Genomic DNA, 25,303 nt, shown 5'->3' with positions numbered 1-25,303 from the left:
ACGTTAAGTTTCGATAATTTCGAACGCGGTAAAATTTACAAAAAACAACGTCCAAATTGCAGGGGCATTGGCAATTTTTTGAACTAAATCACCCCATCCATCCGCCACACGCAGTCCGCCCTATACTGGCGAGCACAAAAAAAATTCGTTTTTTTTTGTAAAAATCTTTTCATTTAGCCTAAAATTACATAAATTAGGCTTGTATACACGAAAAGGGCGTTATAGCCCTCATTATAAGGTTATTAATATATGAGTTGGTCTTATTCTAGAGAACACCAGAAAAACATCCTTTGCATGATCATGGCCGGCGGTCAAGGCAGCCGTTTACAGCCCCTCACCCGCGACCGCGCGAAGCCTGCCGTCCATTTTGGCGGAACTTACCGCATTATCGACTTTGTGCTGAACAACTTCATCAACTCCGGCATCTTTAAAATCAAGGTCTTGACCCAGTTCAAGAGCGATTCCTTGAACAAGCACATTTCTGCCGCCTGGAACCTGAACGCAAGTCTCGACCAGTACGTGGACCTGGTTCCTGCACAGATGCGCACCGGTGATGACTGGTACAAGGGCACTGCCGACGCCATTTTCCAGAATATCAACTTGATTACGGACGAACGCCCGGACCTCGTGGCAATCTTCGGTGGCGACCATATTTACAAGATGGACATCAACCAGATGATTGATTTCCACCTGAGCCGCGCCGCCCTTTTGACCATCGCCGCCATTCCGGTGCCGGTCTCCGAAGCACGCGAATTCGGCATTATCGAAGTGGACGCCGACAACCGCATGATCGGTTTCGAAGAAAAGCCCAAGAACCCCAAAGAAATGCCCGGCAACCCCGGCTACTGTTTGGCCAGTATGGGCAACTACATCTTTACGAGCAAGTTTTTGGTGCGCGAACTCTTGAAGGGTGCTCAAAACGGCGCTACCGACTTCGGCAAGCACATTATTCCGAGCCTGTACAAGGACTACCCCGTTTACGTGTACGACTTCAACACCAACATCGTGCGCGGCGAACAGGCTAGCACCAAGGGTTACTGGCGCGATGTGGGTACGCTCGATGCCTTCTTCGAAGCGAACATGGACCTTTGCTCCGAAAACCCGCCGTTTGATCTTTACAACAACTACTGGCCCATCCGTACGTTCAACTGGAACCAGCCACCTGCAAGGTTCTTTGCCGGCGAAGGCAACGCCCACCAGGGTGCAGCCATCGACTCCATCGTGTCTTCGGGCTGTATCATTGGCGGCGGTACCGTTGTCAAGAGCATTCTTTCCCCCGGCGTTTCTATCCAGAAAGACGCCCTTGTCGAAGAATCGATACTGTTCCCGAACGTGACGATTGGCCCGGGTGCCAAGGTCCGCCGAGCTATCATCGAAAAGGGCCTACACATTCCGGCCGGCTTCCAGATTGGCTACGACCTGGAACGCGACAAGAAGCTCTTCCACGTCACCGAATCCGGCATCGTCGTGCTCGCGAAGGATACAATCATTAAGGCTTAATTGAAGACTTCTACTAGAAAAGCCCCGACATAGTCGAGGCTTTTTAGGTATTTTGGGAGAGAAAACTACTTTAAGCCAGGGGTTTGTTCAGGAATTTCGCCGCCACCCGGCATCGTAAAGCTGGAATCGCCCCAGTTGCCCATGCCACCCGGGAATTCACCGGTGCTGTCGCCACCGAACATTCCACCGAAGTCGGGCATCTGCATTTCCCACTGACCATCCTTGCAGATATAGGTCATGTCCATGCTAAAGGCGTCACCCATTCCCATGGATTCAGTCTTCGTGGCACCTTCTTCGTCGCACTTGTTGGCTGCAGCAGTCGCTGTGGAATCATATACCCACTGACCGTCCGTGCAAACTAACACGGCAGCACCCATCATATTCTGGGTAGCGCCTTCTTCGTCACACTTCATCATGTCGGCGAAAGCCGTGGAATCAAAAGTAAAGCCCGTAGTATCGAAATCAAACGAACCTGGGCCAACATTGGCAGATGTATCTACTGGGGCGTCCGTATTGGGTTCTTCGTTTGCGGGTTCCTCGCTTGCAGAACTTGCTGCCGGAGGTTCATCTGTCTTGCCTTCAGAGCCTTCTTTTGCAGGGTCTGTCGATTCTTTTGTAGAACTCTCTACACTTGAAGAACTTGCAGGGGCTTCATCTCCACCGGCATTAGATTCGCTCGAAAGAGTCGGCTGATCTTCACCGCCTGTAGGCGTTTCGGAACTAGCCGAAGAGGAATCGTCGCAAGCCATGAAAGTGAACATGGATGCAGCAACTACTGCAAAGCCCAACTTTTTTAGATTCATATTGTCACTCCTTGAAAAAGATATCTTCAATATAAGCATTTCTTACTCAGAAATACGCTGTTTAAACAATTTTAAACAATATTTCGAATAGTCTTGAAATAATTTTTACACACTTATAAAAACATTGCATTCTTCGCTTTTTCACACAAAACAGCCCAAAATTTCTAAATTTGTGCCCATGAGTGAAGAAAACCTGAGCCAAGCGCCGTGTAACGAAATGTCCCAAAAATTGCAAGAAATTGCCAAGGCCCCCAAATACCGTGGCGCCATTTTCCAGATTGAAGCCGACGAAAAAGGCCTCGCCCTGGTCGATGTCAAAGAGGCTAGCCTTAAAGTTTATTTGATGATAGACCCGGAATGCGACAAGATTCTGGAAACCAGGTTCTTTACCTACGGCGGCCCGATTTTTACTGCTCTTGCAGACACCTTCTGCAAAAAAATTCAGATGGCGACCATCGACGAAGCCTGCGCCATTACCGCCGAAAGCTTGGAACTCGAACTCCGCGACACGCCGGATGTTCCGGCCATTGCAGGCGCTGCTCCAGAAATCAAGCAGATGAACACGCTGATCAAGCGCGTTTACGATGTGTACCCCGAAAAGAAGGCGACCGCCATTCTGGTGCGCGAAAAGATGGAGCGCATCAAATACCGCACGCAAACCGCCGAAGGCCGCGCCGAAGCGGACGCCGAATGGAATGCCCTCACCAAGGTTCAGAAGATTGAAAAAATCGAAGCCTGGCTGCACCAGTCCGTACGCGGCATGCTCCAGGGCGATGGCGGCGACGTTGAAATTCTTGACTTGACCGAAGATAACCGCCTGAAAATCCGCTACCAGGGCGCATGTGCCGGTTGCGGTTCTGCCATGGGCGGAACGCTCTTCTACATTGAAGACGAACTGAAAAACAACGTGTACTACAACCTGATTGTGGAACCGGAAGACCCGCTCGACAACTTTACGCCGAACGAAATGTCCGATGCCGACCGCAATTTGGCTGGACTGGACGACAACAATCCTCCCCCCAGCCTTTTCTAAAATTTTATATTAAAGTTTGAAATCATCAAAGGAAACTCTATGTCCGAAGAACTCGTTTTGAAATTCGTTGACCCGAAGCCGATGCGCTACGGTGAAAATTCCCACCAGTCCGCTGTATTCTACCGCGACCCGACCTGCACCGAAGCAAGCCTCGCTACCGCCAAGCAACTCTGGGGTAAGGAACTTTCTTACAACAACATCGTGGACGCTGACGCAGCCCTCGAAATGGCCCGCGAATTCAGCGAAGGCAATGCCGTCGTGATCGTGAAGCACATGAACCCCTGCGGACTTGCAACGGGTGAATCCCTCCGCGAAGCTATGGAAGCAGCCTGGGCAGGTGACCCGGTGTCGGCCTTCGGTTCCGTGATTGCTGTGACCCGCAAGGTAGACCTCAAGACTGCTGAATTCCTGAAGGGTCGCTTTGTCGAAATCTTGCTCGCTCCGGCATTCGACGACGACGCTCTCGAATTTCTGAAGAACAAGTCCAAGGACATTCGCCTCCTCGAAGTCGGCGAAATCAAGAAGGCAACGCACTGCAAGGTGTACAAGCACGTGATTGGCGGCATGCTGGTGCAGGACCGCGACGTGGACACCTACGAAAAGTTTGAATGCGTGACCAAGGCCCAGTTCCCGAAGAACAAGGAAGACCTCGCCCGCTTTACCTGGCTCGTGACCAAGCACACCAAGTCTAACGCCATCGTGATGGGTTACGAATACAAGCCCGGCTACTTCCAGGTGATGGGTCTTGGCCCCGGCCAGCCGAACCGCATCGACTCTAACCTCCGTCTTTGTCAGCCGCGCGTTCGCGACAACGTCGCCCGCATGGAAGAAGCCAAGGCATTCTTCGACGAAAACGGCAAGTGCATTAACGAAGCCGGCCTCAAGGCTCTCGAAAAGAAGGTCTTCGGCGAAGTCGTGATGGGTTCCGACGCCTTCTTCCCGTTCCCGGACAACGTCGAAGCCGCCCACGATGCTGGCGTGCGCTACATCGTGCAGCCGGGTGGTTCCAAGAAGGACGACCTCTCTATCGAGAAGTGCGACGAATTCGGCATCGCCATGGTATTCACCGGCATGAGGCACTTCCGCCACTAAGGGTCGCCTATGGTTCCAACCTCCCAAAAGGAAATCAATCAGCGGGAAAAGGACCTGTACTACACGGTCCTTTCCTTCCTGAAAAAAATTCGCAAGGCAGGCAAAACTACCGCGAAAGAGTGGGACGAATACCGTTCCGCTATCAAGAGTGTTGCCATGACCGCCGATATGGGGAAGGCCGCTGACCTGTGGACCATGGACAACTTGGACCAGTTCAGCCCCGACAAAAGCCAGCTCCCGCCGCTCAACGACATGGAATACGTGGCACGTGTGTCACCGGAATTCTTGTCGCAGCTCATGGAAGCGCTCTATTACGGCATGCTTAACCCGACCCAGGCGAACATGATTTCCGACGAGATCCAGGACGCCGATCCGGAATACGTGACTTCGGCCTCGCTCGAGGAACTGCTCGTAAAGCTCTGGATTGGGAACGCCAAAAGCTACCGCAAGATGGTGGCGAACTAATGAACGAACGCGTACGTGTAATTGGTGGCGGCCTTGCTGGCTGCGAAGCGGCTTTGCAACTGGCGAGCCGCGGTTTTAAGGTTGACCTATATGAAATGCGCCCGGTCAAGAATACTCCCGCCCACAAGGACGGACACCTCGCGCAATTAGTTTGTTCCAACAGCTTTAAGGCTTTGGGCATTACATCTGCCCACGGGCTCTTGAAACAGGAACTCACGATGCTCGGGAGTTTTTTGCTGGATTCCGCCCGCGAAGCGGCCGTGCCCGCAGGCGACTCGCTCACCGTGAACCGCGATATCTTCAGCGAATCGGTTGAACGTAAAATTGCTGAATCGCCAAACATTACACTCCACCGCGAAGAAGTCACAAGCCTCGAAGGCGACTGCCCTACGCTCGTTGCCGCGGGCCCCTTGGCAAGCGATGCGCTCGCCGATGACATATTCAAGCGCCTCGGCAGCAACCGCCTGCATTTCTTTGACGCCATCGCCCCGGTTGTCGAAACGGACAGCATCGACTTTGACCACGCCTTTTACCGCAACCGCTGGGAAAAGGGCGAAACGGCAGACTTTATCAACTGCCCCTTGGACAAAGAAACCTACGCAGAATTTGTTCGCAAGCTCTGCGAAGCCGAAAGCACCGAGCCGCGCCCGTTCGAAAAGAACGAACTGTTCGAAGGTTGCTTGCCAGTCGAAGAAATGGCGCGTCGTGGCTACGAAACGTTACGCCACGGGCCCATGCGCCCGATAGGGCTTGGGCTTGGAAACGACGGTCATTTGTGGTACGCAGTCATCCAGCTCCGCGCCGAAAACAAGCAGAAGACTTTGTTCAACATGGTGGGTTTCCAGACGCGCCTCAAGTGGGGCACGCAAAAAGAAATCTTCACCATGGTGCCGGCGCTCAAGAACGCGAAATTTGCACGCCTCGGCTGCATGCACCGCAACACCTTCATTGAATCGCCCAAGTTCCTGGATAAAACGCTTCGCCTGCGCCCGGACCTTGAATGCGCCAAGGGCATTCCGCCTACATGGTTTGCGGGGCAAATTACCGGCAGCGAAGGCTACACCGAAGCGGTCGCCACCGGCTGGTACACCGCCTGGAACATGGCGCAGACCCTTTTGCACGGGCATGCCGACCCGCTCCCCGACGAAAGCTGCATCGGTTCCTTGATGAACCGCCTGGTGGAAGAAAACGAAGACTTCCAGCCGATGAATTTCAACTTCGGGTTGCTCCCCCACCACGAAGGTTTAAAGAAGAAGAACAAGAAGGAAATTCTTGCCGCCCGCGCCGAAGAAGCCGTGCGGAAATGGATTGCTGATAGGAAATTGGTGTAAGAAGGGCTTCACCTTCGGTGAAGCTGATCTGGCTACCTAAGATATAGAAAAAGCACCCACAAGGGGTGTTTTTTTCTATATCGGGGTAACCAGATTGTTCTTGCCGCTATTCGGCTTCGCCGAGCGGCGCGAACCCTACGGGCTATGCCTTAACGGCATAGCGCAAAATTCGCCTTACGCACTCTCGTTGTTCGTGCATAGGCAAATTTTGTGCCGCAAACCTCACTTTGTTTCGTATTTTGCCCTTCGGGCTTACTTGAACTTCGTTCAAGTTAAGGCCTAAAACCATCTGAGTTCGCTTCGCTCTCGATGGTTTTAGTCGAACTGGTCAGTTCGATCTGGCGTTAGCACGATACAAAAAGCGACCCCCTGAAGGGGTCGCGTTTTGTATCGGGGTAGCCAGATTCGAACTGACGACATTCTGCTCCCAAAGCAGACGCTCTACCAGGCTGAGCTACACCCCGAGTGTGTGCAAATATAATAAAATAACATTCGCTTGAGGAGGATTTTTTAAAAGAAAAACCGATTCTAGAAAATCTAGAACCGGTTTCCTGAGCTACGAAGGGCTCGAACCTTCGACCCACGCCTTAAAAGGGCGTTGCTCTACCAACTGAGCTAGTAGCCCGAACGCACCCAAATATATTAAACGTTTCGCCTTTTGTAAAGGCGAATCTTGCATTTATTCGTAAAAATTAACGCTTTTTTGAGGTTTTTCCCGCTCGCATTGCAACAATATTTGTAAATTTCAATCATGAATTTCAAACACCTTCTGACAGCGGTCTCGGCACTACTCGTAATTCCCGTAGCAAGCCATGCCTATTTCACTCAAGGCGATGCCGGACAAGAGGTGTTTTCGTTCATCAATACCTTTGATAGCCCACGTAATGCCGCTCTCGAAAAATCGGCCGGTTCAGGCGTAACTACCGATCCAACGGTTACGCAATTGAACCCCGCCGCAGTGATTTTACCCGAAGGCAAGAACCATATTGCATCGGCACACTGGCAAACGGGCGACATGGCCGACAACCAGGGTAGCATCTACTACACCGGTGACTACAACAAGTACATTTACCAAGTTTCGTACAATTGGCTTTCTTACGGCAATATCGACGGTTATAACGAATACGGTGAACCTACCGGTCAATCCTACGAACCGTTCAGCCAGTTGGTGACAGCAACAATCGCCTTTCCGCTCAAGCACATTCGCTTCGGCGCAACACTTAAGTTTGCGGCCGACAAATTGACCGATGAATCGGGCGACCGCACCGCTCTAGGAGCCGCTTTTGACTGGGGTATCACCTGGCAGTCCCAAAGCAACCGTTACGGACTTGCACTCATGGGCCGCGATTTCGGATGCCTGTTACGCGACTACGTAGACGACGGCGAAAACGAATACTACCCCATGTCGCAGACCTTTGCTATCGCAGGCTTTTTCAGACCCACGGTACTCCCCCGCCTCACGGTTTTTGTGGATAGCGATTTTCCGCGTTACCAAGAAGCCTTCCTGAGCCTAGGTGGCGAATACGCCTTCGGTCAGCACTTCTTTATTCGCGCGGGCTTTCAGCGCACCTGGCTCGACTTGATTCGCGACGCCAAGGAACTGATGGCCTCTGAAGACCGCCCAGACGAAACGAACAACGCCCACATGTTGAGCGCGGGCCTTGGCTACGCCATGGACTTGTTCGCCCTCGATTACAGCTTCTCGTACCTGGCAGAAGGAATGGGCCACGAGCACAGGCTCGGAGTTCGCGTGAACTTCTAATTCAGGTGCGCGATGCGGCAATTTGACGTCATTGTACTCGAAGCTCCTTCCTCTTCTAACAAATGGATTCCGCCTTTTGAAGACCCTGCTCTAGGGTGGTTTCACAGTCTTGACTGGAATCAGCCCCTGCAAAGCATTGATGCCGAATGGGTGGTTTTTGCCAACCCCGCCGTGAAAATTGACCGCGACTTTCTGAATAGTTTGGCCGAATGCATCGAAGGATTCCCGATGGTGGACGCCTTCGCGCCGAGGGTTAAGTTTGAAAGTCACTTTTACGGCGGTTTGCTCTTGAACGGCGCGAAGGGTTTCGCCCCGATTTCTGAAAACGAGAAGATGCGATTTGTCGCGGCTCCAAGCCCGATGATTGCTGTGTTTTCGAGCCGGATTATCCAGCGCACCGGGCTGTTCGATTTGGACCTGCCGCCCGAATTCAGACTGTTGGATTACACGCTCCGCATGGCACACGCCGGCGGTAAAATGTTTAGCGTGCCGTACCTGGTAGCCTCACTAAACGAAGGCAATTACGCCGGACTTTTGACAAGGCGATTCTTACACGAAAAGCAGGCTATCGCTCCGCTGTGGGAAATCTATTACAAAAGCCTCCCCATTGGCCTGCTATCGGCCTTCACGTTCCGCCATCTGACCATGCTCCCAAAATTCTTGGGGCTCGACAAAGGTAAAAAACGCCGGCAGTTCAAGCGCGACAAGGCCACTTCGCTGTCAAAACTGACCGCGAAATACCTCAAGGAAATTTCACTGTAAAACGAATCCCGCATCCTAATTACAGACAACTTCCTACTGTCTACTAAAAGAACACCCAGACGGCAAGCCAGAAGACCATCAAGCAGAATTCCATTTCCTTTGAAATTTTAGAAAGGAACGTGCTGCAAAGGGTCATGCAGAGTAGGGCCGCAATTCGGGTCCAGGCGATGTCGATTCCGCGGTAATAAAGGGCGATGCCACCAAAGAGTTCAATCCAGCACCAAAGCGATTGCGCAAGCACCAGATAACGCCTGCGGTAAAGCGGAAGGGAGGTGGTCGAAAGGCAAAGGCAGAGGGCCAACATGCGGAACGGGTAATGTTCCAGAGTCGGGTCGTTGATGTCGCCGGCAAAATAGCAGAACACTCCGAACAGGACCAAGAAGCCGGCAAGCAGGCCTCCATTGCGGTATGGCGACGAGCCCTTGCGCCACAGGAACGAGGCGCAACCGAGAGCGATGAGGCAAGAGAGCGAATTGGCAAGAGGAGTCATTACTGATCCTCCTTTACCGATTCGGGTACGGCGTTTTCGGCAAGCGTTTCGGCAAGCACGCGCATGTAATTCACTAGCCCAAGCGCTTCTTCTGACGTCAAGCGGCCCGCATAGGCATTCATGTTGTTGCGACCGTTCAGAATCACCTTGACAAGAGAATCGACGCCAAGACTATCGATTCGCTGCACACTCAGTTTTTGCGGCACAGGGTAAAATTCGCGCACAAATTTTTCGTTGAGGCGGCCGTCAACCCCGTGGCACGTGGCGCAGCGGGCATTCCATAGCAAACGGACATGATTTTGAGAAACCGGAGTATCGACACCTATCGGTTGTGAATCAAGTACATTCGATGTTTTTTCAGAAGAACCACCCGCAAAGAACGCCCCAAGGCAAGCTGCCGCCAAAACGAGCAAAACTACGCACAGAGTTTTTTCACGGCGAGTCATGTCGAAGGATTTTTCAACAAAGTAAGCGCGAACACACAGCGTAAAGGCTGTCACGACCGCAACAATCGGATACAGGAGCGGAACCACGTTCGCAATCGAAAGATCGACATTCGCAAACACGCTCTGGCCCCACACCCACACAGAGAAGAGAACAGCCGCGGCAAAGCCCACCAGCAAGGGGAATCGCAGGATGCGGTATTCTTCGGAAGACCAGGGCTGCATGTAAAAGCCCTTTCTGAGTTTCTGGATGCCGCGCACGCCCGTGAAGTTTTCTTTTTCGAATTCTTCTTGTTCGGCTTCGGCCAGATCGGTGCCGTCGACTTCGCCAAAATAGGAGCCTGCTCCTTCCATTTTCCTGTTCAAGTAGCGACGAATTCCAAAAAACAGCAGCATGAAACCGCCCACCGAGAAGGCGACAAGGCCCAAGTCAATCCGTCCAAAAGTTGCCGAGGCCGCCGTGGGCGAAACGAGATAGTAGCGTTCCAGGAACAGGCCGACGAGAATCGAGACCGAGAAAAAGATTCGGCCAAGACGGTGTTCGCGAATCACCGACACCATTCGGAGCTGCGGAAGGACTCCGGCAAAGATAAACGCCGAAGTGCAGAAATATCCTTTAAGAATGAGATCCCAAATCCAGATGGCGCAAAGAATCCAGGTACAAATGAGTTGCAAGCGTTCCAAAAGACGCACTCGGTAGCCTTCGGCGCAAATCAAAAGGTTCACAAGCGCAAGGCCCGAAAGAATTGCCCCCGCGATAAAGTAGACCGGAAAGAATGCGCCACGCCACTCCGGCACAAACGTGGTTGCAAAATCCAGGCTCACTATCGTATGTACCCAAAGCACCAACGGGAACAGGAGCCACGCCAAGGGCTTACGGTATTTATCGAGAGCCGGAATTTCGCGGGACTTTAAATGCACTCCAAAGAACAAGAGCGACAGAAGCGCATACACGGCAATGCAGCAGAAGTCCCAAACCAGGGGCGAACGCACATTCGCGAAATTGCCGCGGGCATCGAGGAAGGGGGCCACCATGTAAAAGTTATCGATAACGCCCAAGTGCATCAGCGGGAAAATTCCTGCAAACACAAGGCTTACGAGTGTCGAAAGTTCTGCAATCAAGGCCGTGCGACGGTCCAGTTTGATATCAAGCGCAAGGAATATCGCCGACAACAGCGTGCCGGCATGGGCAAGCCCAATCCAGAAAACAAACAGGCTAATGGGCGTTCCCCAGAAGGTCTGGGAATCCACCATCCAAGCCGAAGGCCCCTGATAAACGGAGTAACCCAGAGCGTAAAGCCCCGGCAAAAAAAGCGTTAGCCCTAGAATCATCAAGTAGCGAAACATTAACGCCTCCCCCGCATAAATACCACGGAAGGATCGAGTGCGGCAAGTTCTCGCGGCGCATACAGCACACGGTTCTTGGTGAGCTGGACAAGCGGCGACTTGTCATCGAGCCAGTTTCCAAAGACGATGGCGTTCTTGGGGCAAGCTTCGGCGCAGGCTGTTTTGACGCCGCGGCCACGCCATTCGGCATCGGTGCCCACGGTGAGCGAGGTCTTGAATTCAAGGCGGTCGTTCTGCAGGCGGTGCAGGCAAAGGCTGCATTTTTCCATAACGCCCTTGTCGCGGAGCGGAACTTCGCGATTGAACTGGCGGGCTAGCCCGAGTTTTTGGGCGTCGTTGAAATTGAACTTGCGGGCCTGAACGGGGCAATTCGCGCCGCAGAAACGGCTTCCGGTGCAGCGCTTGTACATCATAGCGCTCAGGCCATCGGGCGTGTGATTGGCGGCCCCCGTCGGGCATACGCGTTCACACGGGGCATTCCCGCAGTGCGCGCACATGAAGGGGGCGCCGCCGCGCATGTCGACCCAGTGCATAAAACGCCCGCGAGCGGCATCTTCTTCGGGAACGAGCGGCACGTTGTTTTCAAGGTTACAGGCCAGGATGCACTTGCCACAACCATCGCAAGCATCCAAATCGATCGCCATGCCGAAACGGTTGAGAGTCGAGGCTCCCGGAATCTTGAGGGCACCCGGAGTCGGGACTTTCTCGAGGTCGAGGGATTTTTTCGCCTGCGACATGGCGAGGCGGACTTCGTCTTCAAAGCGCTTGAGTTCGGGCACCGAGAGCTGCGACGCGATATCGCCGAGGACCGCCGACTTACGGCAACCGAAAAGGAGCCCCATGACAGCCACCAGCGAGCAACTCTTGATGAATTCGCGACGATCCATTCCCATAAGATACCTTACCGCGCTAGCGATGGCAAGCGGCGCAGTACGTGGCCGCCGGTTTAAAGCCTTTTTCTTTGAAAGTTTCGCCGCGATGGCACTTTAAACAACTCTGCATGTCGAATTTTTCGCCGCCGTAGCGGTTTTGCATATGGTTTGAACCATGGCAGTCGCTGCAAGCAACGCCTGCAGCCGCATGCACGCCGTGATGGAACACCACATGTTCCGGCAAAATCCGCTTGTGCGACCAGGGGCGGTCATCGGCCTTTGCCAAGACGGAATCCAACGTTTCGATTCCGGGATTTTCTGTCAGCGGGAGCCTGTGGCAATCCATGCAGTCCGCCTTGGAGGGCATGTAGGCATTCGCCGAGGCGCGAGCGCCCGTATGGCAGGCGGCGCAATCCAAACCGATGGAATCGCCGTGCAACGCGTGGTCAAAAGGGATCGGGCCCGGAGCATGTTCAGGAACGCGCGACTCCCCCATCAAGAAATCCGCCAAGAAGAAAGAGAATACGACGGCAAAACAAACTGCCGCCCACTTAAATAACCTTGATTTCTTTTCCTTCTCTCTTCTCATAGCTCAGAGCGTAGCGACCTCATCGCTCACACCTACTTCGGCCTTCCCGGATCATCCGGATTCTTGAGAATGTACAGGAGCCACGCCGTCATCATTTTCGCCTGTTCTTCGGTAAGCGGAGTGATTTCCATGGCCGGCCATTCTTCGGGGTGTTGCGGAGTCGGGTGCATCAGGTAGCGCACCATGCCTTCCGGATTTTCGGCATAATGCTCCACATTGTCGTGCATCGGAGGGGCAGCAAACTTGCGCGCCCAGCGGTGGCAGGCCTTACATTCGTAGTTATAGTATTCCTGGGCTTGCTTTTTAAGTTCAGGCGTAACCGGCGGAAGCACAGACAAATTCGAGACTGCATCTACCGCAAAAAGCGTACATGCCACTCCAAATACAAATGCTGCGACGCGCAATTTCACTAAAACACCATCCTTCAGGAGCGAGAGTCCCACGTGTCAAATATATGTTTTTATTTTTACACATAGGAGACACAAATGAAAAAAATACTTTTTTGCCTACTTCTTTTAGCGGGGTTTGCCGCAGCGAATACATGTACCGAAGCGGTGTTAAAACTTTACAAGGGATCATTGGATATCAAAAAAGGTGAAGCCTATCACGACTCATCTTATTTCATGGAAAACTATTATAAAGAAAATCCCTGGTCCCATAAACGGTATTATACCAACGGGAAACCTGATAGCTTAGTTATGGACCCTATGGATGGAGAAAGCCTCAGAATTACTCATTACTATTGGAATATTGATGAAACAAAACTTTCTGGCAAAGGTTCAGAACTTGTCTTTTTTCAAGAAGCTTCGGGTGATACAATCGTACTTAAAGAGAAAATTTATTCCGATGGAGAATTTGAAAGTTCCACTATAGTAAAAATAACGGACTCGTATATATCCACATTGGATGAACAAGACCATTCCTTTCAAGAACTTTTTTTCTCAAACGATACTTTATTCAAAAAAAATGTTTTTGATTATGATTCTGAAAATTCTAGACCCGAAATATTTTTTACGGTTGGCGATTCCACAAATGAATTAAAATGCTACGAATACAGAATGGAAGACGACAAGCCAGAACTATATGAGACCATAGAGATAATCAATACAGATAACGGTTATATGCTAAAATTTCTAGAAGAATCATCTACGGGATACTATCTGCGAGAATTCTTCTTTGTCAACCCAAGCACCACCGCCATCCGCAAGCAGCGTCCGACGGTAAAGATTTCGCCGAAGGCTAGGTACTTCGATTTGCTGGGTAGGTATAAATTCAGTAAGTAAAATGGGCATTATTGAAATCATTATTATCGCGATTGTAGAGGCGATGGATTGCTTCGCGGTCGCGATTGCCACGGGGCTTTCTAAAAAAGGAATCAAGTATAGCCGCGCCATGCTCCAGGCGGTTAGCTTCGGAGTATTCCAGGGTGGCATGACGCTGCTCGGGTATTTCCTCGGGAGTTTCGCCGAGCGCTGGTTCAATTCCGTCGGCACTCCCGTCGCCTGCACCATCCTTTGCATTCTGGGCGGGCGCATGATTTGGGGAGCCGTCCGTGGTGATGCGGGCGAAGAAGAAGGCGAACAGATTGCCGCGAAGAACTTGACGATTGCAAACATCCTGTTGCTTTCGGTCGCGACAAGTATTGACGCATTTGCTGTCGGGATTTCGTTTGCATTTCTGAACGCGAACATGGTTCTTGCCACCAGCGCCATCGCATGCGCAAGCTTTATCATGGGCGTCCTCGGGTACGAAATCGGCCGTCACGCCGCCAAACGATTCAAGACAAAGATTCCCGAAATCATCGCAGGAATTATTTTGATTTCAATCGGAATCAAAATGTTTGTATAACGCCTTCGGCACGCCGATAATATAGCCCATACCTCAAAGTGCCGCAGGCACGAGCCCACACCTCACTACCTTAAACTCTTTCTATATTAGCAGGTATGGACCAGAAAGACATTGACCGCACCCGGTATTTTGAGCTAAAGAAACAGCTAGAAGAAGCGAGCCGCCTTTATTACAAGGATGGCATCTCCCCCATGAGCGACCAGGATTTCGACTTCGGGCTCAAGGAGATGGAAACTCTCGAAGCCAAGTACCCGGAGCTGCGCGGCAAGGATTCCCTGACGCAGCGGGTCGGCAGTGACCTGACGAATGACTTTGCGAAAGTCGCACATGCGGTTCCGATGCTCAGTATCGCGAACGTGTACAGCGCCGAAGAGATGGCGGAGTTCGTGAAAGCCGCCGAGGACGGAATTTCAGCCCTTGAACCCCAAACCTCAAACCCCAAAGCGACCGAAGATCGCGACCTCATACCTCATACCTGGATCTGCGAGCGGAAAATCGATGGCGTTTCGCTTTCGATTGTGTACGAGAATGGACGTTTGAAGCAGGCGGCCACCCGCGGCGACGGAACCCAGGGCGACGACGTGACCCTGAACGCGCTCACGATTGCGGACATTCCCGAATACTTTGACGCGAAGAAGTTGAAAATTGACCCGAGCGAAATCCCGCAGGGCACATTCGAGGTACGCGGCGAAGTGTACATGGAACGCGAAGCCTTCGAACGCCTGAACGAGCAGTTCATTCTAGAAGGCAAGAAAATTTTCCAGAACCCGCGCAATACCGTCTCGGGTTCGCTCAAGCTCAAGAGCGTAGCCGAATGCAAGACTCGCCCGATGCGATTCTTCGCTTACCACATTCCGCAGAGCAACAACAAGACACACGAAGAAAACCTGCTACAGCTCAAGCGCCTCGGGTTCCACACGAACGACTACTGGACAGCCGATACCACCGATGAAATCATGAAGATTTCGGAGCAGATTGGCGCGAGCCGCGACAGCCTCCCCTTCGAAATCGACGGCATGGTCGTAAAGCTGAACGACCTTGCCATGCAGCGCGCCCTCGGCACCACGAGCAAGAGCCCGCGTTGGGCCATCGCCTACAAGTTCAAGGCCGAGCGCGCCTACACACCGCTCCTTTCTGTTGAATTCCAGGTGGGGCGCACCGGGGCCGTGACGCCCGTGGCAAACCTTGCCCCCGTGCGCCTTGCGGGCACCACCGTCAAGCGCGCCACCCTCCACAACTTCGACGAAGTCTCGCGCCTGGACCTGCATTACGGCGACACCGTCGGCGTCGAGAAGGGCGGCGAAATCATCCCGAAGATTACCGATGTCAAGAAGGAACTCCGCCCGGCAGGGGCCGTCCCCGTGACCGCCCCCGAAAAATGCCCCGTATGCGGCGAACCGCTCACCCACATCGACGACGAAGTGATTTTGCGCTGCGAAAACATGCACTGCCCGGCGCAGGTGCAATGTCTATTCGAGCATTTCGTGAGCCGCGAGGCCATGAACATCGAAAACTTGGGCCCTGCCCTTATCGCAAGCCTGATTGCCACGGGCAAAATCAAGCGCATTCCGGACCTGTACCGCCTCACGCTCGAAGACCTCGAATCGCAAGAGCGCATGGCCAAGAAGAGCGCCAAAAACGTCTTCGACGCCATTGCCGCATCGAAGGAACGTAGCCTCGAGAACCTGTTGCACGGCCTCGGAATTCGATTCGTGGGCCGCACCAGCGCCAGGAATCTCGCGAAGCACTTCCGCACGCTCGAAGCCATCCGTACCGCCACTGTCGAAGACTTGCAAAACGTCACCGACGTCGGCGAACGCATCGGAAAATCCGTCTACGACTTCTTCCACACCGAGCGCTACACGCAGGAAATTGACGAGTTGATTGAACTCGGGTGCCCCACCGAATTCAAGGGCGTCGTGAAGACGCTGTTCCAGGGACAAACCGCCGTCATCACCGGAACGCTCCCGAGCATGGACCGCGACGAAGCCCGCAAACTCATCGAAGAAAACGGCGGCAAGGTCAGTGGCTCCGTAAGCAAGAAGACCAGCTGGGTCCTCGCGGGCGAAGCCGCCGGTTCCAAGCTCACGAAGGCGAACGAACTCGGCATTCCCGTGCACGACGAAGCCTGGCTTCTAGCCCAAATCGCCTCCAGTGCCGACGAATCTCTTACAGATTCTGTAAAAAGCGCCGAATCTAGCCAGCAGAGTCGTTCCGAGAATCGCAATGACGTTCAAAACCCGAACGAACAATTAAGTCTTTTCTAGCCACATTTTCTATATATATGGCGTAAAATTCAATTAGGTTACCCTTATGGAAATCAACAAGGACATTGCCGACATCCGCGCCGCCGAAGCCATTCTTCACAAAAAGAAGAAGTACCTGCTGTGCTATCATAATTTTAACGTGAAAAACTGCAAGAAATCCGCCGAAGAAATTCGAAAGATTGCCGCTGCCGCCGGTTCACCCATCTCGATTGCCGTCGTTCCCTCTATCGGGGGCGTCCCTGAATCCGAAGCCGACGCCTTCCGCGAAGAAATCGGAAAATTCGTGCAGGAAGGCTACGAAATCTTGCTCCACGGTGTGCGCCACAACGCAGACCTGTTCATCAAGCGTAATCCCATCGGCAAGCTCGCGCTCGCCATTTCGCACAACGGTGCCGAATTTGCAGGCCTGAACAAGAAACTTTCGCAGATGCTCCTGAACCGAAGCATCGCCCTCTGGAAGGCCCACGGCTTTGGCCGCCCCTCCGGATTCATCGCGCCGGTCTGGCTCGACAACAAGCACCTCAAGAAGCAGGTGCTCGAGGAATTCAACTTCTACGAAGATTTGTTCTACATCTACCGCAAGGTCGGTAAACGCGTCAAGCCGTCGTTCTCGCAGATTTTGTCCTTCTCGATTATTCCGCATGCACTCCTCGGTGCCATGCAGATATTCTCGCGACTCGCCCTCCTCATTTACCGTGGAACACCGCGTCTTGTATTTCACGCCGGCGACATGAAGGCCATGGGTGAAGAAAACCTGCTTTCGCTTGTGAAGTTCGCTTCCAAGCACCGCGAAAAAATTATGTACCAGGATCTATAAGAGACCGGAGAGACACAAATGATACTCAATAGATTCCTAACACGAACCGAGTACTCCTCTTACGAGGATCTCTACGAAAACTTTAAGCTCAATATTCCCGAAGACTTTAACTTCGCCTACGACGTGGTCGACGAATACGCGAAGACCGAACCCAAGCGCGAAGCATTAGTCTGGTGCGATGACAACGACGAAAACCACATCTTTACCTTCAAGGACCTTTCGATTGCCTCGCAGCGTACCGCGAACTTTTTGGTAGAAAAGGGAATCAAGAAAGGCGACCGCGTGATGCTGATTTTGCGCCGCCGCTACGAATTCTGGTTTTTCCTCTTGGCGCTCCACCGCATTGGTGCAATTGCCATTCCGGCAACGAACATGCTCGCCGCCGAAGACCTGGAATATCGCTTTAAAGCCGCCGACATCAAGATGGTCGTCTCTTACGACGATCCAGCACTCCAAAAGGAAATCGACACCGCCTGCGAACACACGCACATTGTCGAAACGCTCGTGACCATCGGACAGTCCCGTCAGAACTGGATTAGCTTCTACGACGACTACGAAATCTGCCCGCCGAGTTTCCCGCGCCCCACAGGAGACGCCGCCACGCACAACGACGACATCATGATCGTCTACTTTACGAGTGGCACCAGCAGCAACCCCAAAATGGTCGCCCACACCTTCAGCTACCCGCTCGGTCACATCGTGACCGCCAAGTACTGGCAGAACGTGATTGACGGAGGCCGCCACCTGACCGTTGCCGAAACCGGCTGGGCCAAGGCGCTCTGGGGCAAAATTTACGGCCAGTGGATTGCAGGTTCTGCCGTATTCACCTACGACATGAACGTGTTTATTCCGGGCAAGCTGCTCGAAAAGATGCAGGAATACAAGGTGACCACCTTCTGTGCGCCGCCAACCGTATACCGCTACATTCTGCAGCACGGCGTTGAAAAGTACGACCTTTCAAGCCTCAAGTACTGCACCACCGCAGGCGAGGCATTGAACCTCGACATTTACAAGAAGTTCTTCGAAAAGACGGGGCTCCGCCTGCACGAAGGCTACGGCCAGACCGAACTGACGCTTACGACGGGCAACTTCGAATGGATGGAACCGCGCCCGGGTTCTATGGGCAAACCCTCCCCCGGCTACCGCATGGATATCGTGGATGCCGATGGCAACAGCTGCGGTCCCGACGAAGTCGGCGAAATCATCATCAAGATTGACGAAGGCAAGCCCTTCGGCATGTTCGGCGGCTACTACCGCGACGAAGAACGCACCCAGAAAGTCTTCGAGGGCGGCGTCTACCACACCGGCGACACCGCTACCCGCGACAAGGACGGATTCTTCTGGTTCGTGGGCCGTACCGATGACTTGATCAAGAGTTCCGGCTACCGCATCAGCCCCTTCGAAGTCGAAGAAGTGCTCCACAAGCACCCGGCCGTCTTGGAAGTTGCTGTGACTGGCGTCGAAGACAAGTCCCGCGGACAGGCCGTGAAGGCAACCGTCGTGCTCCAGAAGGGCTACGAAGCGTCGAAGGAACTGGCTAAGGAAATCCAGCTATTCGCAAAGAACGTGGCCGCCTCTTACAAGAGCCCGCGTATCATCGACTTCGTGTCGGAACTGCCGAAGACCATCAGCGGAAAAATCCGCCGCGCCTCTATCCGCGACAAGGACAAGGAAGATGCCAACGCGGCTAAGGACGCAGCCAATGCGGAGCAGCCCAAGACCGAAGAAAAAGAGAATTAAAATTTAAAGAGAAACAATCAACATTTAAGTATTACATGACAAAAAGACGCGTAGTAATCACTGGTATGGGAGCCGTGACTCCCGTTGGCAAGAACATCAACGATTTTTGGGCAGCCATTCGCGAAGGCAAGTGCGGTGTCGGTCCCATCACGCTTTTTGACGCAAGCAGCTGTCCGGTAAAGATTGCGGCCGAAGTCAAGGACTTCAAGCCCGAAGAACACGATATCGACCCCAAGGAAGCCCGCCGCATGGCCCGTTTCACGCAGTTCCTGCTCGCCGCCTCCAAAGAAGCAGTCAAAGACGCAAGCCTTACGCCCGAAGACCTTGCCCAAGATACCACAGGCATTGTCGCTGGTACAGGCCTCGGTGGCATGGACATTATCGATTCTACCTACACGCAGTACATGAATGGCGGCAAGCGCAAGGTTTCGCCCCTCGCCATGCCGCAGTTGATTCCGAACGAAGCGGGCGCAAATGTGTCTATCGCCCTCGGCATCACGGGTCAGGCCCATACGGTCTGCACGGCATGCGCTTCGGGCACTGACGCTATCGGTATCGCCCTTGACGCTATCCGCTCGGGTCGCCTGGATATTTGCCTTGCCGGTGGTTCCGAAAGCGGCATTACCGATTACAGTATCAAGAGCTTCGCCGGCATGCACGCCCTTACAGACAAATTCAACGACTGCCCGGAAAAGGCCAGCCGCCCGTTCGACTTGAACCGTTCCGGATTCGTGATGGGTGAAGGCGGTGCCGTGATGATTCTCGAAGAATTGGAACATGCCAAGGCACGCGGCGCGAAGATTTACGCCGAACTCGCTGGCTACGGAGCTTCTGCCGATGCCTACCACATCACGAGCCCGCGCCCAGGTGGAGAAACCTGCGCGAAGGCTCTCACCCGCGCCATCAAGGATGCAGGCATTGCCCCGACCGACATCGACTACTATAACGCCCACGGAACCTCGACGCATCTGAACGACGCGACCGAAACCGCCATGCTCAAGGTCGCCCTCGGTGATCACGCCTACAAGATCAAGGTGTCGAGCACCAAGAGCATGACAGGCCACTGCGTGGGTGCCGCCGGTGTGTGCGAGGCCATCGTCTCAACTCTTGCGATTCGCGACTCGTTCTACCCCGCCACCATCAACTACGAGACTCCGGATCCGGAATGCGACCTCGATTACGTTCCGAACAAGGGCGTCGAAGGCAACATCGACGTCGCTGCGTCCGCCTCACTTGGGTTCGGCGGTCACAACGGCGTGGTGATTATTAAAAAGTACAACGGCTAGTTTTCATCTAGCCATCTTTGTAGAATTATGGCGGCAGCGAGTTGATCGATGACCGCCTTATTTTTTTGCTTTTTCTTCTTGCTAAAGTAAGAAGTCTTTTCTTGCGCCTGCACGCTGGAATACGATTCATCCTGCGTGTACACAGGCATGCCCGGGAAACGCGTTTTCAAGTCTTCGATGAACTTCTCCACCACCACATTCTTGCCGTCTTTACGGCCATCAGGGTGATACGGCATTCCCACCACAAAAGCGTCTACCTTATTGATTTTCACCAACTCGTCTAGGCGAACAAACAGGTTTGTCGTCTTCTGGTCAATCGTTTCTCGCGAAAAAGCCATACGGAACTCGGAATCGGCAAATGCGACACCGACGCGGTGTTCACCATAATCAAGGGCTAAGTAGTTCATCGGCCATAATATAGAATTTAAAACACCCCCTAGATTTACGCAATTTTTCAAAAAAAATCCGTTCAAACCCCTTTAATCTTTATATTTTTCATCTTGGATTTTTCGCTTTTGGCTCCAAATGGGCCGAAAGTGCACTTAAATCAGATTTTTTCGAAAAAACCTAAAAATTGGAGACACACATGGCAAAAAAGATGATTGCGTGTGATGGTAACGAGGCCACCGCTAGCGTAGCATTTGCTGTTAGCGAAGTTGCGGCTATTTACCCGATTACACCGTCTAGTCCTATGGCTGAGCACGCCGACAACTGGAGTGCTGCAGGCAAGAAGAATATTTGGGGACAGGTTCCCCGCGTGTTTGAAATGCAGTCCGAAGGTGGCGCTGCCGGTACCGTTCACGGTGCTCTGCAGGCCGGTGCTTTGACCACGACCTTCACCGCTTCCCAGGGTCTTCTCTTGATGATCCCGAACATGTACAAGATTGCGGGCGAACTGACCCCCACGGTCTTCCATGTGACTGCCCGTGCCCTTGCCATGCAGGGCCTTTCTATTTTCGGTGACCATTCCGACGTGATGGCTTGCCGCCAGACCGGCTTTGCCATGCTCGCCTCCAGCTGCGTGCAGGAATGCCAGGACCTCGCTCTCGTGGCCCACGCATCCACTCTCGAAAGCCGCGTGCCCTTCATGCACTTCTTCGACGGTTTCCGTACCTCTCACGAAGTGATGAAGATCGAAGCTCTCGAAGACGGCGTTATCCGTAACGTCATCGACGAAAAGTATGTGAAGGCATGCCGGCAGCGCAGCCTCACTCCGGACCGCCCGACCATGCGCGGTACCGCACAGAACCCGGACGTTTACTTCCAGGGCCGCGAAACGGTGAACCCGTTCTACGCCAAGGTTCCGGAAATTGTCCAGAAGTACATGGACAAGGTCGCAAGCTACACTGGCCGTCAGTACCACATTGTCGATTACGTCGGTGCACCCGACGCCGAACGCGTGATCATTTCCATGGGTTCTTCGACCTGCACCATCGGTGACACCGTCAAGTACCTCAATTCCAAGGGCGAAAAGGTCGGTCTCGTGAACATCCGCCTGTACCGCCCGTTCCCGATGGAAGCCGTCGTTGCAGCCCTCCCGAAGACCGTCAAGAAGATTGCCGTCCTCGACCGCTGCAAGGAACCGGGTTCCGCTGGCGAACCGCTCTTCCAGGACGCCCTGACCGCTATCTCCGAAGCCGTGATGGCTGGCAAGATGGCCATGCCGAAGATGATCGGCGGCCGCTACGGTCTCTCTTCCAAGGAATTCACCCCGGCCATGGTCAAGGCCATCTACGACGAACTTGCCAAGGCCGACCCGAAGGCTCGCTTCACCGTCGGTATCAACGACGACGTTTGCCACACGAGCCTCACCATCGACCCGAACTTCAAGCTGGAAAGCGACTTCTTCCAGGCCATGTTCTTCGGGCTCGGTTCCGACGGTACCGTGGGTGCCAACAAGAACTCCATCAAGATTATCGGTAACGAAACCGACAACTACGCCCAGGGCTACTTCGTCTATGACTCCAAGAAGTCCGGCTCCATGACCACCTCTCACCTCCGCTTTGGTAAGAGCATCATCGATGCCCCGTACCTGATTGGCGAAAACGAAGCCGACTTCGTGGCATGCCACCATACTCCGCACCTGGAATCCGTGAACATGCTGAAGTACGCGAAGGATGGCGCAACCTTCCTCGTGAATACTCCGCACTCCGCCGACACCGTGTGGGATACCTTCCCGCGTCCGGTGCAGGAAGCCATCATCAAGAAGCACCTCAAGGTGTACGTGATCGACGCCTACGCCGTTGCCGCTAAGACCGGCATGGGCCGCCGCATCAACACCGTGATGCAGACCTGCTTCTTCTCCAAGCTCGGTAACGTGCTCGATGCCGAAACCGCCATCAAGTACATCAAGAAGTACGCCGAAAAGACTTACGCCAAGAAGGGTCAGGAAGTGGTCCAGAAGAACTGGGACGCAATTGATGCTTCTCTTGCTAACCTGTTCGAAGTCAAGGTTCCGGCCACTGTCACCAGCACCAAGGAATTCCGCGCTCCGATCCATGGCAACGCTCCGAAGTTCGTGAACGAAGTCACCGCAGAAATCATCAAGGGCAACGGCGAGCTCCTCCCCGTTTCCAAGATGCCTTGCGACGGCGTGTTCCCGACCGGTACCACCAAGTACGAAAAGCGCGACCTCGCCCTCAACATCCCGTCCTGGAATCCAGACGCTTGCGTGCAGTGCGGCAAGTGCGCCATGGTCTGCCCGCATGCAGCCATCCGCGTGAAGGTCGTTGACGAATCCGCAGTGAAGAACGCTCCGGAAGGCTTCAAGTACACCCCGGCCAAGGGCTTCAAGCTCGAAGGTTCCGAAAAGCCGGTATTCGCGATTTCCGTGTCCAGCTACGACTGTACGGGTTGCGGCGTCTGTACGCAGGCCTGTATCGGTAAGGACAAGACCGACGAGACCAAGAAGGCCATCAACATGGTGCCGCAGGAACCCATCAAGGTCCAGGAAGGCAAGTGCTGGGACTTCTTCGTCGATCTCCCGGAATTCGACCGCACAAAGGTCAACAAGAGCCTCGTCAAGCAGGCCATGCTCCTCGAACCGTTGTTCGAATTCTCCGGCTCCTGCGCAGGCTGCGGCGAAACCGCTTACGTGCGTCTCGTTTCTCAGTTGTTCGGTGACCGCATGGTTGTCGCCAACGCTACGGGTTGCTCCTCCATTTACGGCGGTAACCTCCCGACCACTCCGTGGGCAAAGAACAAGGAAGGCCGCGGTCCCGCTTGGGCGAACTCCCTCTTCGAAGACAACGCTGAATTCGGTCTCGGTATGCGTCTCGCTATCACAAAGCATGCCAAGCAGGCTCTCAGCCTCCTCGAAGCCGTGAACGTTCCTGCCGAACTCAAGGAAAAGCTCACGACCCAGAAGCAGGACGACGAAGCCGGCATCAAGGCCCAGCGTGAAAACGTTGCCGCCCTTAAGGCCGCACTCGCCGGTGCTACCGACGACGCATCCGTCAGCCTCCGCGACGAATTCGCCGATTACCTCGTGAAGAAATCCGTGTGGATCTTCGGTGGTGATGGTTGGGCATACGACATCGGTTACGGTGGTCTCGACCACGTGATGGCAACCGGTGAAAACGTGAACATCTGCGTCCTCGATACCGAAGTGTACTCCAACACCGGTGGACAGGCTTCCAAAGCCACGAACCGTGGCGCAGTCGCCCTCTTCGCTGCCGCTGGTAAGCGCGCCGGCAAGAAGGACCTCGGCCTTATCGCCATGAGCTACAAGAACGTTTACGTGGGCCGTATCGCCCTCGGTGCAAACGACGCTCAGGCCCTGAAGGTTCTCCAGGAAGCGGAAGCACACAATGGTCCGTCTCTGATCATCTGCTACTGCCCCTGCATCAACCACGGTTTCGATCTCAACAGCCAGCTTCAGCACCAGAAGATGGCCGTGGATTCCGGTTACTGGACTCTGCTCCGCTACAACCCGGCTCTCGCCGCCGAAGGAAAGGCTCCGCTTATCCTCGACTCCAAGAAGCCGACGATCCCGGTCGCAGAATACATCTATACCGAAAACCGCTACAAGCAGCTCACCCGTAGCAATCCGGAAGTGGCCAAGAAGCTCGCCGACGACCTCCAGAAGGAAGTTGACGCCCGCTACGCATTCTACGATGCCATGAGCAAGGATACCGAAGGGCTGATCAGCCTCTAATCGGTTAACGACCAATTAAAACGCCCCGTCACGATGAGTGGCGGGGTGTTTTGTTATACTCAAATCTTTTTGCACCAAGAGGCGCAAGATTAATTTGTCATTAAGCGATGTTCAGCATACTTGTAAAGCCGGTCATTTCCAAAATTTCGCGAACACCCTGCTGCAAATTGATGAGCGTCATTTTCCCCTTTTCAGCAATCATCTTCTTTTGAGAAGACAAAAGCACTCGCAGACCGGCAGACGAAATAAAATTGACATTGGCAAAATCAGCAACAAGATTCTTGCTTTTTGTGCAAGCCGAAGCCATTTCCGCTTCGAAAATATCTGCTGTCGTTGATTCGATTACACCATGTAACGAAAGGGTCAAAGTACCGTTATTTTCAGAAACTTCAACACCAAATTTTGGATGTCCAAACATAACAAACACCTCTTAAAAAACACCAGCATAATATTAAGTATTCGTTATAACGATTTCAAGGCGAACCTAAAGCGAGTGTGATTATTCGCACGGCAAATTTTATTAAAAATCAAGTTTTTTCGCCCATATCCCTTGACAAGGCGAAATGTTCTTTTTATATTTGGCTCGTTCGGTTAGGAAACTGACTCGAACAAAACAAACCACTGGGGTGGTAGCTCAATTTTGGTTAGAGCACCGGCCTGTCACGCCGGAGGTTGCGAGTTCAAGCCTCGTCTATCCCGC

22 protein-coding genes and 3 tRNA genes are annotated in these 25,303 nt (G+C 53.3%); 15 read left to right on the top strand and 10 right to left on the bottom strand.

Translation table 11 applies throughout. The features are described from left to right. Positions 1 to 249: 249 nt before the first annotated feature. Positions 250 to 1,500 carry a glucose-1-phosphate adenylyltransferase gene (gene glgC, locus B9Y58_RS03575; protein WP_073054276.1) on the top strand — a complete coding sequence of 417 codons (1,251 nt, stop codon included), beginning with the start codon at positions 250 to 252 and terminating at the stop codon, positions 1,498 to 1,500. A 65-nt stretch (positions 1,501 to 1,565) separates the two neighbouring features. On the opposite strand, the gene B9Y58_RS03570 is transcribed toward glgC, so the two are convergent. After that, on the bottom strand, positions 1,566 to 2,303 hold the full coding sequence (locus B9Y58_RS03570) for a hypothetical protein (RefSeq protein ID WP_073054275.1): 738 nt from the start codon (positions 2,301 to 2,303) through the stop codon (positions 1,566 to 1,568). 178 nt (positions 2,304 to 2,481) lie between these two features. On the opposite strand from B9Y58_RS03570, the gene B9Y58_RS03565 reads away from it, so the two are divergent. The 4 genes from B9Y58_RS03565 to trmFO are packed head-to-tail and all read left to right on the top strand — an operon-like array spanning position 2,482 to position 6,224. After that, positions 2,482 to 3,336 carry a NifU family protein gene (locus B9Y58_RS03565; RefSeq protein ID WP_233247823.1) on the top strand — a complete coding sequence of 285 codons (855 nt, stop codon included), beginning with the start codon at positions 2,482 to 2,484 and terminating at the stop codon, positions 3,334 to 3,336. A 39-nt stretch (positions 3,337 to 3,375) separates the two neighbouring features. Beyond that, positions 3,376 to 4,428, top strand: coding sequence for an IMP cyclohydrolase (locus B9Y58_RS03560; RefSeq protein WP_072978933.1), 1,053 nt, complete (start codon positions 3,376 to 3,378; stop codon positions 4,426 to 4,428). A gap of 9 nt (positions 4,429 to 4,437) precedes the next feature. Beyond that, the gene (locus B9Y58_RS03555; protein ID WP_073054274.1) at positions 4,438 to 4,893 is read left to right on the top strand and encodes a hypothetical protein; all 456 of its coding nucleotides are present in this window, start codon (positions 4,438 to 4,440) and stop codon (positions 4,891 to 4,893) included. Continuing rightward, a complete protein-coding gene (gene trmFO / locus B9Y58_RS03550) occupies positions 4,893 to 6,224 on the top strand; it encodes a methylenetetrahydrofolate--tRNA-(uracil(54)-C(5))-methyltransferase (FADH(2)-oxidizing) TrmFO (protein WP_073054273.1) in 1,332 nt (443 codons plus the stop codon). Before B9Y58_RS03555 ends, trmFO begins: the two co-directional genes overlap by 1 nt. 390 nt (positions 6,225 to 6,614) lie before the next feature. Here the strand turns inward: trmFO and B9Y58_RS03545 are convergent. Both B9Y58_RS03545 and B9Y58_RS03540 read right to left on the bottom strand, forming a co-directional pair. Next, positions 6,615 to 6,688, bottom strand: a tRNA-Pro gene (locus tag B9Y58_RS03545). An 88-nt stretch (positions 6,689 to 6,776) separates the two neighbouring features. Next, a tRNA-Lys gene (locus B9Y58_RS03540) sits at positions 6,777 to 6,849 on the bottom strand. Between the two features lie 126 nt (positions 6,850 to 6,975). Between B9Y58_RS03540 and B9Y58_RS03535 the strand changes: the two genes are divergently transcribed. Together B9Y58_RS03535 and B9Y58_RS03530 are read left to right on the top strand one after the other, a co-directional pair. Then, positions 6,976 to 7,986: a PorV/PorQ family protein gene (locus B9Y58_RS03535; RefSeq protein WP_073054271.1), complete on the top strand. Its 1,011-nt coding sequence runs from the start codon at positions 6,976 to 6,978 to the stop codon at positions 7,984 to 7,986. Positions 7,987 to 7,998: 12 nt separating this feature from the next. Beyond that, on the top strand, positions 7,999 to 8,748 hold the full coding sequence (locus B9Y58_RS03530; protein WP_073054270.1) for a hypothetical protein: 750 nt from the start codon (positions 7,999 to 8,001) through the stop codon (positions 8,746 to 8,748). A gap of 43 nt (positions 8,749 to 8,791) precedes the next feature. Here the strand turns inward: B9Y58_RS03530 and B9Y58_RS03525 are convergent, their stop codons facing one another. From B9Y58_RS03525 to B9Y58_RS03505, 5 genes are read right to left on the bottom strand one after another with little or no spacing between them, the layout of a single operon-like run. After that, the gene (locus B9Y58_RS03525) at positions 8,792 to 9,238 is read right to left on the bottom strand and encodes a hypothetical protein (RefSeq protein WP_073054267.1); all 447 of its coding nucleotides are present in this window, start codon (positions 9,236 to 9,238) and stop codon (positions 8,792 to 8,794) included. After that, complete coding sequence (nrfD, locus tag B9Y58_RS03520; RefSeq protein ID WP_073054265.1) at positions 9,238 to 11,028, bottom strand: NrfD/PsrC family molybdoenzyme membrane anchor subunit; 1,791 nt, start codon at positions 11,026 to 11,028, stop codon at positions 9,238 to 9,240. Before nrfD ends, B9Y58_RS03525 begins: the two co-directional genes overlap by 1 nt. Then, the gene (locus B9Y58_RS03515; protein WP_158278310.1) at positions 11,028 to 11,915 is read right to left on the bottom strand and encodes a 4Fe-4S dicluster domain-containing protein; all 888 of its coding nucleotides are present in this window, start codon (positions 11,913 to 11,915) and stop codon (positions 11,028 to 11,030) included. Before B9Y58_RS03515 ends, nrfD begins: the two co-directional genes overlap by 1 nt. 22 nt (positions 11,916 to 11,937) lie before the next feature. Further along, entirely contained in the window at positions 11,938 to 12,489 is a 552-nt protein-coding gene (locus B9Y58_RS03510) for a cytochrome c3 family protein (RefSeq protein WP_143154641.1), read from the bottom strand. 32 nt (positions 12,490 to 12,521) lie between these two features. Continuing rightward, positions 12,522 to 12,932, bottom strand: coding sequence for a hypothetical protein (locus B9Y58_RS03505; protein ID WP_073054261.1), 411 nt, complete (start codon positions 12,930 to 12,932; stop codon positions 12,522 to 12,524). A 42-nt stretch (positions 12,933 to 12,974) separates the two neighbouring features. Here B9Y58_RS03505 and B9Y58_RS03500 point away from each other — a divergent pair, with 42 nt between their 5' ends. From B9Y58_RS03500 to fabF, 6 genes are all read left to right on the top strand, one after another. Further along, positions 12,975 to 13,772 (top strand): hypothetical protein, encoded by a 798-nt coding sequence (locus B9Y58_RS03500; RefSeq protein ID WP_073054259.1) that lies wholly within the window; start codon positions 12,975 to 12,977, stop codon positions 13,770 to 13,772. 1 nt (position 13,773) lies between these two features. After that, positions 13,774 to 14,337, top strand: coding sequence for a manganese efflux pump MntP (locus tag B9Y58_RS03495; protein ID WP_073054257.1), 564 nt, complete (start codon positions 13,774 to 13,776; stop codon positions 14,335 to 14,337). Between the two features lie 95 nt (positions 14,338 to 14,432). Further along, entirely contained in the window at positions 14,433 to 16,604 is a 2,172-nt protein-coding gene (gene ligA, locus B9Y58_RS03490; RefSeq protein WP_073054255.1) for an NAD-dependent DNA ligase LigA, read from the top strand. A 46-nt stretch (positions 16,605 to 16,650) separates the two neighbouring features. Then, on the top strand, positions 16,651 to 17,421 hold the full coding sequence (locus tag B9Y58_RS03485) for a DUF2334 domain-containing protein (RefSeq protein ID WP_073054253.1): 771 nt from the start codon (positions 16,651 to 16,653) through the stop codon (positions 17,419 to 17,421). A gap of 18 nt (positions 17,422 to 17,439) precedes the next feature. Then, complete coding sequence (locus tag B9Y58_RS03480; protein ID WP_073054251.1) at positions 17,440 to 19,161, top strand: AMP-binding protein; 1,722 nt, start codon at positions 17,440 to 17,442, stop codon at positions 19,159 to 19,161. A 35-nt stretch (positions 19,162 to 19,196) separates the two neighbouring features. Further along, a complete protein-coding gene (gene fabF / locus B9Y58_RS03475; protein ID WP_073054249.1) occupies positions 19,197 to 20,447 on the top strand; it encodes a beta-ketoacyl-ACP synthase II in 1,251 nt (416 codons plus the stop codon). Here fabF and ruvX read toward each other — a convergent pair. Next, complete coding sequence (gene ruvX, locus B9Y58_RS03470) at positions 20,444 to 20,854, bottom strand: Holliday junction resolvase RuvX (protein WP_073054247.1); 411 nt, start codon at positions 20,852 to 20,854, stop codon at positions 20,444 to 20,446. The two genes, fabF and ruvX, sit on opposite strands and share 4 nt — an antisense overlap. A 179-nt stretch (positions 20,855 to 21,033) precedes the next feature. On the opposite strand from ruvX, the gene nifJ reads away from it, so the two are divergent. Beyond that, positions 21,034 to 24,603 carry a pyruvate:ferredoxin (flavodoxin) oxidoreductase gene (gene nifJ / locus B9Y58_RS03465; protein WP_073054245.1) on the top strand — a complete coding sequence of 1,190 codons (3,570 nt, stop codon included), beginning with the start codon at positions 21,034 to 21,036 and terminating at the stop codon, positions 24,601 to 24,603. Between the two features lie 100 nt (positions 24,604 to 24,703). On the opposite strand, the gene B9Y58_RS03460 is transcribed toward nifJ, so the two are convergent. Further along, entirely contained in the window at positions 24,704 to 25,021 is a 318-nt protein-coding gene (locus tag B9Y58_RS03460) for an STAS domain-containing protein (RefSeq protein WP_073054243.1), read from the bottom strand. Positions 25,022 to 25,226: 205 nt separating this feature from the next. Between B9Y58_RS03460 and B9Y58_RS03455 the strand changes: the two genes are divergently transcribed. Next, positions 25,227 to 25,302 (top strand) — tRNA-Asp (locus B9Y58_RS03455). Position 25,303 lies beyond the last annotated feature (1 nt).

Origin of the sequence: Fibrobacter sp. UWB15, from assembly GCF_900177705.1 — a bacterium.
GTDB lineage: Bacteria > Fibrobacterota > Fibrobacteria > Fibrobacterales > Fibrobacteraceae > Fibrobacter.
Note: the sequence above shows the minus strand (reverse complement) of the source record. Positions and strands in the feature narration are given on the sequence as shown.